At 52.9% G+C, this 12,155-nt stretch carries 7 protein-coding genes; 2 read left to right on the top strand and 5 right to left on the bottom strand.

Going from position 1 to position 12,155, the window contains the following annotated elements; all coding sequences use genetic code 11:
• From AB4Y85_RS17840 to AB4Y85_RS17830, 3 genes are all read right to left on the bottom strand, one after another.
• Window positions 1-1,251: calcium-binding protein (locus AB4Y85_RS17840; protein ID WP_441986269.1), on the bottom strand; the 1,251-nt coding region annotated here is incomplete at its 3' end.
• A gap of 414 nt (window positions 1,252-1,665) precedes the next feature.
• The gene (locus AB4Y85_RS17835; protein WP_441986268.1) at window positions 1,666-2,127 is read right to left on the bottom strand and encodes a MarR family transcriptional regulator; all 462 of its coding nucleotides are present in this window, start codon (window positions 2,125-2,127) and stop codon (window positions 1,666-1,668) included.
• Window positions 2,128-3,189: 1,062 nt separating this feature from the next.
• The gene (locus AB4Y85_RS17830) at window positions 3,190-3,681 is read right to left on the bottom strand and encodes a transcriptional repressor (protein WP_441986267.1); all 492 of its coding nucleotides are present in this window, start codon (window positions 3,679-3,681) and stop codon (window positions 3,190-3,192) included.
• Window positions 3,682-4,374: 693 nt separating this feature from the next.
• Between AB4Y85_RS17830 and AB4Y85_RS17825 the strand changes: the two genes are divergently transcribed.
• A complete protein-coding gene (locus AB4Y85_RS17825; RefSeq protein WP_441986266.1) occupies window positions 4,375-4,623 on the top strand; it encodes a hypothetical protein in 249 nt (82 codons plus the stop codon).
• A 764-nt stretch (window positions 4,624-5,387) separates the two neighbouring features.
• A complete protein-coding gene (locus AB4Y85_RS17820) occupies window positions 5,388-6,491 on the top strand; it encodes a helix-turn-helix transcriptional regulator (protein ID WP_441986265.1) in 1,104 nt (367 codons plus the stop codon).
• A gap of 163 nt (window positions 6,492-6,654) precedes the next feature.
• Here the strand turns inward: AB4Y85_RS17820 and AB4Y85_RS17815 are convergent, their stop codons facing one another.
• The gene (locus tag AB4Y85_RS17815) at window positions 6,655-8,262 is read right to left on the bottom strand and encodes a calcium-binding protein (RefSeq protein ID WP_441986264.1); all 1,608 of its coding nucleotides are present in this window, start codon (window positions 8,260-8,262) and stop codon (window positions 6,655-6,657) included.
• 89 nt (window positions 8,263-8,351) lie between these two features.
• The gene (locus AB4Y85_RS17810) at window positions 8,352-12,098 is read right to left on the bottom strand and encodes a cadherin domain-containing protein (RefSeq protein WP_441986263.1); all 3,747 of its coding nucleotides are present in this window, start codon (window positions 12,096-12,098) and stop codon (window positions 8,352-8,354) included.
• Window positions 12,099-12,155 lie beyond the last annotated feature (57 nt).

Raw genomic sequence — 12,155 nt, 5'->3', positions numbered from 1 at the left:
GTCTGCAGCCTGGCCTGCGAAGACGGCGGTGTTGATCCCTGCGCCGCCGTCGAGCGTATCGTCGCCCAAGCCGCCGGCCAGGGTGTCGTTGCCGCCGTTGCCGCTGAGCAGGTTGGCATTGGCATCGCCCTTGAACCAATCAGAACCAGCGCCGCCTTCCAGGTTCTCGATGGCGAACAGCGTATCGAGGCCGTAGCCGGTGTTCTGCTTCTCGCCTTGCTTGGTCAGATCGACCCGCGCACCAGCGGAACCCGAGAACAACGCTGTGTCAGTGCCAAAACCGCCATTGAGCGTGTCGTCGCCATACCACCCATCCAGCGTGTCATTGCCCGCGCCGGTGGCGATCTGGTTGTTCGCGGAGTTACCTGTCAGTTGGTCGTCGCCGTTCCCGGAGCCAACATCCTCGATATTCAGAATAGTTTTCTGGCCGATCCCGGTCGCTTGAGAATTTACCTCGCGCAGATCAACAGTAACATTGTCCGCGCCTGATGAGAGAGAAAGAGAATCGGTGCCCTCTCCACCGTCAATGGAATCGGCGCCCTTCCCCGTGATGATGCCGTCATTTCCATTTCCTGACCAAATGCGATCGTTACCATCGCCCAGAGAGATCGTACCATTAACGAGCGTCCCGTCACGATTGTCGAAGCTATCATCGCCCGATCCGAGAACGACATTGCCAGAAATCGTTCCACTATTCACGATTGTGGCATTTCCGTTCATGCCTTGGATGGCGTATTTGGCTGAGAGTCCTCCCCCAAAAATCATACCCGTATTAAGCAAGCTCATACGGCCGACTCTGCCTGCTGGAGCAAAGCCACCGTCCAAGACGATCGCCGTACCGCTCTGGCTGGAGATGGTGCCTTCGTTATAGGTTGTTGTTACATATCCCTCTAACCGAACACCTTCATTCTTACCGCCGATGAAGCCAAAGTTCGTTAAAGTATGGAAAGCGATATCGTCTGGGGATCCGGCTACGAATATGCCGCGCCCTTCACCATAGACGGAACCGCCGACACCAACCTCAATCAGGTTATCCCAACTCGCCGCATATATTCCCCATTGTGTAGCTGATATGCTTCCTAGAACCATAGCCGTAAGGGGCCCGGAAACAGCGTGAATGCCGTTGGCACGACTTCCGGTTGCAGAGAGCGCCCCTCCGCTGTCAACGAAGTAAGTCTCTCCAAATGCCGCAACGGAGGCATGTGTTTCATCGGCTGTTTGAGTGGGCTGAACGGTGTTGATGATTTTCACGGCAGATCCTCTGGCTCAGACGAGTGCCATGCCAGCCTTCCGCTACGTCGTCACCTCTCTGAACAGACAGGGTTGTGAACCGGATGATCGTAGGGTGTGGCAGCACACCTTAGTGAGAGATAAAATATTTGAGCTTCAAGAATATAGACTTCGAATCAAGCGAGTGCCTTTTGGCATTCGGCCTGCAATTCCGAATATCGAGGCCCCAATAAGTGCCTTGCCGTGGAAGCCAGTAGTTTCTTACGAGATCAGAAGCCAATGGGGTTTCGCTGTCCCTGGGCTTCGGCTGTCATTTCGCACGAGGGTGTCGCTGCGGGTGATCTTGAGTCTCCAGCAGGGTGTTACGAGTTGGATCCAATTCCTCTCTCCACGACCATCGAGTCGTCCCCCGCCTTGAAGATTCAGAAAACCGCTTCAAGGAACTCTTTCCGAGAGCCTCCGCTTGGCCTCTTCAGGATCATAGACGAAACCAGCATTGAGCATGACGTCGAGCCTTCCTTGCAGATACATCTGCGCCGGGGCGGCTTCTTTGTCAGTCGGGATCAGCAAAAGTCTCCGGCGGTCCTGAAGATCCTGCACTCTGACAAGCGCACCAGCCGCCTCCATATCGTCCAAATGCCGAGAAAGGGTCGCCTCGGTGATGAACTGCATGAAGTAAGTCGTCATCTCCTTCAGAGTTATCGGCCTATCTTCGAGATACCGCGCCAGCACGATGGCGCATACCATATCGCTCTCGAATACATTACGGCTGTGGGGACGGATCATTGCATCCCCTGCCATGCGCTCCTCAAAAATTGACCTGAACATCAGCCATGAAACCTCCATCTCGAGAGCAGCGAGTTGCTCCTGACTGAGACAGGCTGGATCGAGAGTCACAACGTCAGAGCTTTGAATTGGGGAGTTTTCTTTAGATACACTGGGCTCAGATGTATCCGTTCGCTTGGATTGTCTTGACGGTGACATGAACTCGCTTTCCGCTAGGCAGCCATTCTAATGATATGACGTATCAATAAGCTGACGTTCCTAGTCAAGCAAATAGGTTTTTGCAAAGCGAAATCGGCGACTGCTACAACGCACATCTGGCTCTGCTACGCTCTTAGCCTCGACCTATTCATCTGATTCCTATCAGGACATGATCGCCATCGCTCATCGCGATTCTGCCCATAGATCCCTGGTTCATGGGCCGCCACAGCAAACTCCAGCGGCACCACTCGGGATACCCTTCAATTTTGACAGGATATAAGCCACTCATCAGCAGGAAGGCCGCAGGGCGAACCAAGACAGAAAGCTGCCGCTTTTAATATGGTATAATGCTACGCATAGTCTGTTAGACCAGATGCCCAATTCAATATCGTTGCGAGCCGAACCGATGCCCCATAAAGCGACCAGAGCCGCATTTCTCGTTTTATGCGCTGTTGCCTTGATAGGCTGCCAAAGTTCCGGCTCGGCACCCGCCGGCGATCCGGGTAGCTTCCAGTACAATGCTCCAGGATCGGCATCGGCGAAGGTCAATGCAGAGTTGGATGCCGAGGCGAGGGCTTTTGGAGCGGCTCAGGGCGCCGCCGGAATTGCAGCCGCCATGGATCCTACCGGTCTATCAGTTATCCCACTGACAGTCGGCGGCGGCATCGCGCATAAAGCGTGGCTCGCCAAAAATCACGCGCGAATGGAAGCTGCCGCAGAGCAGGACATTCAAGCAGCTTACCGAAAGTACGGGATGAACCCCGACGGAACGCCATCGGGCCGACCGGGTTCGGGATCTGCGCCAGCGCAGTAGACATCCTTCAAGTCCAAATAGCGCCAGCCGCCGGTGTTCCCGATAGCCTGGCCCTGCGCCTGGAGCACCCGGTCGACCATTGGCACGTACATGGAACAGCGCGAGAAGCTGAGGATGTATCCAGGACGCTTATGCGAGAAGATGCCTCAATAAGTATTCAGCTAGTCCGTGTCTTTGGGAGAGAAGACTCCCTCGACTTCGATCAAAGCGCTCAGATTGTTAAATCCCACTGACTTCGCCGCATCCTTTAGAACCGCTGTAATTAAGGGCGACTGGATCTCTTTAACGACGCCTGAGTTGCGACAGAAAAAGGATATGCTCATTGCGTCCTTCTTCGGAGGCGTTTCCAGATCAGCCAGTGCAAAAGTGCGGCTGGTTTTGATCCGACGCACAAAGCCTGCTTCGACGAGGAAATCGAGAGCCCGATAAACGGATGCGACATTGATCCGACGCTCCGCGGTACTGATATGCGAAGCAATATCATAGGCGCCGATTGTGCCACCATGGGATGCAATCTCGCGAAATACGCGGCGCCGTAATGAGGTGAACTCGACATTCTCCTTCAAACAGCGCTGCGCTGCGATGCTTTCAAGTTTATCAATATCTGAACGCGAATTTTTGTCGGAGAGGTGCATCATCTTAGAGCCCGTCATCAGCTTAGATCAAAGCCAGCAAGCACGCTGTAACCCGTTCGCATTATTCGGCGACGAACTTTGAAGCGCCATGCATGCCAATCATGAAAGTAGTACAACTTCCAATATGCCATATCCTAACAAACCGGAACCCATTCGAAGAGCTAGTTTCTGCGATATTTCATCAGCATTTTGCCTTAGCCGCGCATGTCTTATTTCAACTTCATGAGAAGAGTTCCGCTGGCGTCCAAACCACAGATTTCCTTGCTTTACGATAGGATGAGAAACTATTCGCGGAATCAAGCATCGCCAAGTCTGCGCATCTCGATGCAAGCTCTTCTGACCGCGTGACTAAGGACAATTTTTTGCCAATTGCGATCACACGGGACATGTCAGGCGAAAGCGTACCGTGAATTTGCGGCAGCCAATAGAGATACATTATTGCTGATATGTAATAAAGTATAAAATAGTGAAAGCGGAGCTTTAGCTGCACGGCTCCGAGTTAATGCTCCTACCTTCTCTAACGCTTGAGCTGATGTGATTGCGGCATTGCCAGTTTTTCAGCGCGGCATGACTTAGCGAAGACAAGGACCATCCCTATAAAATCCATTTGACGGAGCGATTACAATGAATCCGCTTCATTCAAATGGGTGATGCGCTCACTCGCCAGCAACCGCATATCTAAGCTCCCTAAGGGAAGGACTTGCTGGCATCATGACACATGACACATTGGACAATGATAAGATAACTGCCCTCACCCGCTTCTCGGTCGGTACATTGGATGAGTGCGAAGCAATGATGGTACTCGAAGTCGCCTCGATAGAGGATGACCCTAGCAGCACTATCTGTATACAGATCCCGATGGCGATGACACCTTTCATGGCACAAAGCTTAGGCAACGCTTTGCTTACGGCGGCCGAGGCCCTCAAAATGGGTGCCTGTGTGTCCCATCTGAAGAATTGACGAAGAGGTCAGTGAGAAGAAACAGCGGCCAGCGCGGACAGAGGAAACCTTGATTCGAGCAGCATGCGCGCCGGAACTAAGGCCGCTATGGATTGAATCTTTCCGAAACCGCGCGGGCGCTCATAGTCTTCACCGAATATCCAAAGTGACTGTGAGATTTGAATTTCCGGTAGAACCGCAGCCGGATCCTGGGCCGAATTCCAAGAGTCAATTATCAGTCCGTTTCAGGACAAATATATCTAGCAGAAAATAATTTTCATCCGGATGAAAGCGTCCTAAATCTCTATCTTTTGCGCAAATGCCATCCACTCATCCTGAATCAACTTATCGTTTTTAGGCCACACAGCTCGGCGGCGCATGGAGCAGCCTTGAGCACTATGTTCTGCCTCTTAAAGATCGTACCCTTTTAAGATCTTTCGGCATTGCCTCTCCTGTGCGGGAAGGTTCCTCCTGGACTGTTATCCCCATCAGCTTCAAAGCGCTTTTGTTGGATTGTTAGGATAACCTCTTGCGCGCCATGGGCGTTCGACATTTTCGATAGAAACATGGTCCCATTCATATATTTCAGCCAAAGGCGCGTGCTTCATACGCCGAAATCAGTTATTACAGCATCGTTCAGATACGATACATAGATACGGACAGTTCTATAGAAATCGCTCCTAAAATCATTGAAGTCATTATTACGATATGCGACCATAAACCAAATATATATAGTAATTACGTTACTGAAGCGAAGTACTTACTAATCATGTATTTAAGCTGACATGTTAATAAACAATACGAAATTTGCCGAACTGCTAGAGTTGATCTATCAGGCGTCAGCTGATGCAAATGCATGGGAAAGCCTTGCCGTACGTCTTGGCGAGGTGTTCCAAAGTACAAGCTCTCTATTCATTCATGACGCGCATTCCAATTCTGTCGTCGTTGATATGAGCGAAGGGTTTGAACGGAGCTTTGTCGAAAGCTACAAGGAGCATTTTGTAGCGATCAATCCGTTGATACCTGGGACCCTCGACCTTCCTTCAGGAAACGTGGCGCGGATGTTTGAGACCGTATCCAAAGAGGTCTTTGAACAAACGGAATACTATAATGATTGGCTGCTGCCTCAAGGTTTGAAATTCGCCATGGGTACGCATCTGAACCTTGGCGCGCACATGTCCATGTTCGTCGCATTCCATCGAGGACATGGTTCCGAGGACTACAGTGATGAGGCAATGAACTTTCTTGCGAGGCTCGTTCCGCATTTTGAAAGAGCACTGGAGATAAGCAGCCGTTTCAAACTCCAAGGCGCATTGCAGGACGCTCAAGTTTTTGGATTGGACCAGCTTGGAGTAGGCGCGATCGGGCTGGACCGGCAGTGCTCGGTCTATGACATAAGCCCGAAGGCGGAAGAACTCATCAAGCGCGGTCTCGGCTTTAGTCTACGTTTCGGGCGGCTCGCTATGGATTCTCCAAGTCAGGATCTTCATCTGAAAAACCTGGTGGTCAGAGCCATCGACGAACGTGTTGCTTATCCTATTGCGATCTCGCTGAAGACTGGGGAACGCATTGAAGGTGTCATCGTCCCAAGCCACCACCATTTCGGAGGCGCCTTCACGAAAGTCCAAGCGTTGCTTTTGATTAAATTCAAAACCGCGGGTCCTGAGCAAACCATAGATTCAATCAGCAAGAAATTCCGGCTGACCCAGGCAGAGACCCAACTGTTGAAAGCGCTTGCTGAGGGTCAGACGATTTCAGATTACAGCGACATCAAGCGTCTCAGTCGAAATACCGTGAGATCGCAGCTACAGAGCCTTTTCCAGAAGACTGGGGTTTCGCGGCAGGCGGATCTGGTGCTCCTCGCTTATGATCCGATGCGGAAAGACTAGAACTGCTTCCACTTGCGTGGCACATATCTCTTCTTCCTGGGCTGCTTTTTTAACAGCGAACCGAATCCGCCTCACCGATAGATGCTCTAATGACTATCGCCTGAGCGCAGGAGGCAGCCAACCGATGACGGAACGCCGCAGATCCATACGAATCCTGGGGTTTTCAGATCACGAAGAAGTCTTTGTACGTGAGCTTGAGGTTCTTCTTGAGACCCGCAATCATGACCTGAGAGGCAGACCCTATTCCATCAGGATCATAGAACAGAACTCCCGATTTTTTATTATAAATCAGTCGATCTGAATTGTCGTGGGCTGAGCTGCCGATCCAGAACGAATCCGACTTGAGTTTCGAGGGCTTTGTAAACGTCCCTTTGCGTCCCAAAGCCTTGAAAATTGCGTTGTCGAGATAAATTGAATCGTCGCGAACGGAGAAGTCCGTTATTCGATCGAAATTGGCTTTGCTTGGCTTCGTATCGAAGACGAAGAAATCCTTGCCCTTACCGCCATTCAGCGTGTCGTTTCCGGCTCCACCCCAGAGCGTATCACGGCCTCCGCTGCCGGACAGCATATTCTTACCGGCATTGCCGTGAAGACCATTATTGTAATTATTGCCGGTCAATCGAATGCCGTCATTTCCGCCCGCGATCATTTTCTCGATCTCGCTCGAAATCGGCAAGATGTATGAGACGGTTGTCATAATCTGGTCGCGGCCCTCACCCGGCATTTCAAAGACCAGATCGAAAGCATTTTCGACGAGATAAGTATCATCCCCTCGGCCGCCATGCATCTCATCGGCACCAGCACCGCCATCCAGCTGATTATTGCCGTCATTACCGAAAATCCGATTGCTTGCCCGATTTCCCGTCAGGGAGATATGGTCGCTTCCTTGTGCACGCAGGACTTCGATATTGTCACTTAACTTGTAGCTTGCTGTCGTGAGAACCTGGTCTATTCCCTGGTTCTCCAATTCAATGACCTCATCGAGCGACGTGTCGACGACATAGGTGTCATCGCCTCCATAGCCGATAAGAACATCGACGCCGCCACCGCCATCAAGGACGTTGGCGACGTTGTTCCCCGTCAAGCGATCGCGTCCGCTGCCGCTCCTGATGTTTTCAATATTGATGAGGGTATCGAAGCCCTCGCCTGTGGCCTGAGGAAGCTCGCTTGCCAGAGTAACGGTAATATCGGCGCCGCTGCTGAACACGACTGTATCGATGCCAGCCCCACCATCGATGAAGTCGTCGCCGAGCCCTCCGTAGAATGTCTCATCAGATGCGCTGCCAAGGACGCTAGCGTTTCCGATACCCATGACGATAAGGCCTGTCGACCGGCCAGCGCGCCCGTCGAAAAGCTCGTTTCCGGCGCCGAGGGTCATCAATCCGTTGATTGTTCCCTTGTTGTAGACGAGATCATTGTCCTCCGAGCCCAGAATGGATCTCCCGAGCCCTCCCTCGTTCGAGCCCCGATTGTCGATCTGCTGGCCGTTGAGACCGAACATGGGAATGCCCCAGATCCCACCGCCAATGGCCAGGTGGTTCACGACATTCGCGGCACTGTGGATAGAAAGGCCTGCATAGCCTCCCCAGAGAATTCCGTGGGAAGCGATGCTGTGAAAGCCTCCGGATACATGAACGGCACTCGCCGCAGCGCCACGTGCCGTGATGCGCACCTGATTGGCTATGTTGAGGACGTCATCGTTTATGAGCGAATAGCCGTGCTCAGCAGGACCAATGGTATTGATCTCGGCGGTAATATCGATCGTCGCCACGGTGCCGTCCTGAAATATACTTAGTCGAAATATTGTCGAGGCGTTTAACAGAGACGCCCCGCTTCATGAAAGCGGGGCGTCTTCAAGTTTTAGACGAAGAACAGTTCTCCATAAGTGAACTTGGCTAGTGCCTTGTTCTTCGCGAAGGTCGCGATCTCAATGCCCTCCTTGGATCCGGAGCCATCCGCATCGTAGTACAGCACGCGCTTCTTCGTATCGTACACGAAGTAATCGTCCTGATCCTTGGCCTTGTCCAGGCTGAAGAACTTCTGGGCCAGCTTAGTCGGCTTCTGTTCCGTGCCCTTCTTGATCGCCTTATAGAGCGTCTTGTTGCTCTTGAAGAGATCGTTATCGAGCCAGATCGAGTCGTCCTTGACGCTATAATCCTTGATCGTATCGAAATTGACCTTCCGGTCCGTCTTGGATGTGCCCAGCTTGCCGTCGAAGACGAAGACGTCCTTGCCGGCGCCGCCCCAAAGCGTGTCGTTGCCGTAACCACCCCAGAGCTGGTCGTCTCCATCACCGCCGTAGAAGACGTCCTTGAAGTTGCCGGTCTTGCTGCCCTTGATGATGTCATTGAACGGACTGGCATCAGCAGCAGTCATGATCTCCTGACTTACATCAGAGATGTTCATGGTGAAGGTCTGCTGCGAGATGCCCCCCTTGCTGTCGCTCACCTGCAGGGTGATCGGCCGCGACTTAATTTGCTCAAAGTCGAGCTTAACACCATTCGCAACGAGCAGCTGATTGCCGCTAATCGTGAAATAACCATCGGTATCGACGGCGGCCCCGCTTGCGAGCAAGATCTTGTAGCTGAGCAGGTCATTGTCTGCGTCTTTAGCGGAAAGCGTTGCGACTGAACTACCGTTCTTGGTCAACTCCTGAACGTTGAAGTTCGACAGAGTGAGCTCCACCGGGCCACGATTCGCAGGAGGTGCACTTGGTGCCGTAGCTGAGACCTGGAAGGACGACGACGTTACGGTAGCATTGTCCGAGTCTGTCACGCTGATCGTGAAGCTCGTTACCTCTGCTGCAGAACCCGCAGCCTTGTCACGGGGATCGAACTGGAGAGCTTGGAGTACATCAGTCACCGTTGCAGCATCACCTCGAATGGTGATAGTCCCTGCGCTTTCATTGTAAATGTCGATGCCTGTTCGGAAATTAGCGAACTTGCCTTTGCTCGCGGCATCCATCCGAACAATGACTGTGAGTTGCCCCGTATCCGATATCTCGATTTTGTCGAACGGCTGTACCAGTTGACCTTTATCGGCAACCGTTTTGACCGTCGTCGGAACATGCTTAATATCAGGAGGAGCATTGCCGTTGATGGTGGACGTCACGATCACCTGAGTGTTGATCGTCTGCACACTCGAATGGTTATCCTTGATCGTGAAACTGAAGCTCGTGCTCGTGCTTGCCGTATCGCTTGGATCGAACGACACACCATCGAGATAGCTGTTGAGAGCAGCCGCTGTACCCTTCAGAGAAATGGTTCGCTCTGCACCCACATCGGAAATGTCCGCTGTCACATTATCTCGGTTGCCAGCGCCTGTCAGAGTGCCGTTGCTGGTCGAGTACTTAATGGTGAGAGTCAACTCATCCGTGGCATTGGCATCATTTGCCACCAGCCCGGTAAACGGATTGACTGCTCCGCCCGTGCTTGAGAAAGCCGTGGTGTTCACCGCAAGTGTCGGAGGGACATTGTTGTCGCTTGTGTCGTCCGTGACGTAAACCTTCAAGCCGACAGTCGGCGACTGCAGGCCGCTGCCGGCCTGATCGCGGGCACGAACCTGGACAAGGTAATACTTGCCAGTTCCGTCGGTCAGGTAGTCTTGAGCCTCAAAATCGAGAGTTCCAATTGCATGCAGTTTGTTGCCGCTGATCTGGAACCGTTCACCTCCGCTGACGATCTCATAAGTAAATGTATCATTCGCGTTGGTGTCCGACGCAAAGAGCGTAGCGAGCTCTTTGTTGACCGCTCCGTTCTCCTGCACCGAAACAAACGTGTTGTTGCCGGTGAAGCTGACCCCGGTAGGAGCACGGTTGGCGACGGTAGCATTGACGGTGGTCTGGTCGTTTATGACAGCCCCGTTCACCCCGTCATTCACAGAGATCGTGAACTTGGTCGACTGACCGGCTCCAACTTGGCCCGTCTCTCGATCAGAAGGATTGAAGTCGAGCTTTTGGATAGCCGTCTGCGCCGCCGATGCTGAAACGTTTGCGAGAACATATGCACCATTGGAGAAGCTGAAGCCGCTTGCCGTCAGGCTGGCATCCGTGAACACACCCTTATTGTTGTCATCGAGAGTGATGCGCACGGTCACGTTCCCTTCATCCGAGATCGTAACGCCGGAGAAAGGTTTAATGGTTCCCGTGTCCTGCACCGACTGTGCCGATGTCGTTACGCCGCCAATCACTGGAGCGTTGTTGGTAGTAACCGGGTTGACGGTAAAGTTGACATTCTGAGTGTGGGAAAGGCCAGCGCCACCCTTGTCCGTCACGCGAACGTACAGCGTCACTTGCGTAGAGGAGCTCACATCCGGCAGGCCGCCTGAGCCGACAGAGATCACGCCGGTGGTGGTATCGATCTTATAGTTGGTTCCCGTGTAGAGCGTGCCGTCCTGGTTTACCAGCACGTAACGGAAGTCACGGTATGCAGCTGCCGTATCCGGATCCGTCACGGACGCACCGGTGGCGATCACAGCGTCCGTCCCGGCATTTTCGTTGAGGTTATTGACCGTGGCATACGACAGGGCAGACGGCGCCTCGTTGATATCGGTGAGATAGACCTTGACCGTCGTGACGCCGGACGAGAGGCCAGGGCCATCGGTCGCCAGGACCTTGACCTCAAAGTATTTTCCATTCGGGTCAGATTGCAGGTTCGGGTTGTTCTCGTAGTCCTGCGCCGCACCCGTGAAACTGATCTGGCCGTTGGACGTATTGATCGAGAACAGGCTGCCCGGGTTGCCACCGGCGGCAAACGAGTACGAGATCGAACCGCCGCCGACGTTGTCGTCGGTCGATTGCACCGTCGCCACGACCTTGGATGTTCCGTCATTCTCAGCAATCGCCGTCGCCGACCCTTGGATCACCGGATCTGTAGGCTTCTGATTTGTCGCTACATCGTTGACGGTGATCGAAACGGTGGTGGCACTGGCCGACTGCAGCGAGCCGTCGAACGATTTCACCTGATAGGTGAAATTCTTACTAGTGCCGCTCGTGACTTGGATCTTGGACGCATCGGCCACCTGAATCTGGTAGCTGCTGCCCACCAGAATGATCTTGAAAGCGCCATCCGCGCTGGTCGTGGTTCCTGTGTCCGCAAACACGAAGCTCGGTGTCGTCCCATCCGGATCCGTCGCCGACAGCGTGCCAACAGAGGTGTTGTTACCTACCGTCTCGTTGATCGGGCCGCTTGAAGTATAACTCGGCGTGTTCGGAGCTTGGTTGACCGGTCCCTCAGGCTCAATATCATTCAGATAAACGTCAAAAATGGCATTGTGAACGACCGTGCCTGCTCCATTGACGGCTTCGAACCACATCTGTTGATGTACGCCGCCATATGTCTCGTCCTCATAGTCCATCATCTGTGTTCCGCCGCTTTTGACGGCGAGGAAATATTCGTTTCCGACCTTCACAATGTGGTAGCGGCCGCCGATGTCTTGATCAACACCACTTTCTTGGTGTGCCTTGAAGGTTATATTTGGCGTAGTTTCCCAACCAGTAATTTTGCCGATGACGGTACCCGTCCCAACGTTCTCGTTGATGAATACGCTGAAATCATCGAACTGCGCGCCGCCGTTCGTTGTAACCGCTACGATTTTAAGATTTGCCATTGTAAGCCCCAGAGTGTTCGTTTTTGAGAACTCAATCCAAACGGCCTTTACAAAGTC

The sequence above is a fragment of the Microvirga sp. 2YAF29 genome (assembly GCF_052114605.1).
Classification (GTDB): domain Bacteria; phylum Pseudomonadota; class Alphaproteobacteria; order Rhizobiales; family Beijerinckiaceae; genus Microvirga.
The sequence above is the reverse complement of the archived record's forward strand: the minus strand, read 5'-3'. Positions and strand labels throughout refer to the sequence as shown.

Coding starts and splice junctions, on each gene's coding strand:
- AB4Y85_RS17830 (WP_441986267.1), bottom strand. CDS start 3,681: ATGACGGGCTCTAAGATGATGCACCTCTCCGACAAAAATTCGCGTTCA.
- AB4Y85_RS17810 (WP_441986263.1), bottom strand. CDS start 12,098: ATGGCAAATCTTAAAATCGTAGCGGTTACAACGAACGGCGGCGCGCAG.
- AB4Y85_RS17825 (WP_441986266.1), top strand. CDS start 4,375: ATGACACATGACACATTGGACAATGATAAGATAACTGCCCTCACCCGC.
- AB4Y85_RS17820 (WP_441986265.1), top strand. CDS start 5,388: ATGTTAATAAACAATACGAAATTTGCCGAACTGCTAGAGTTGATCTAT.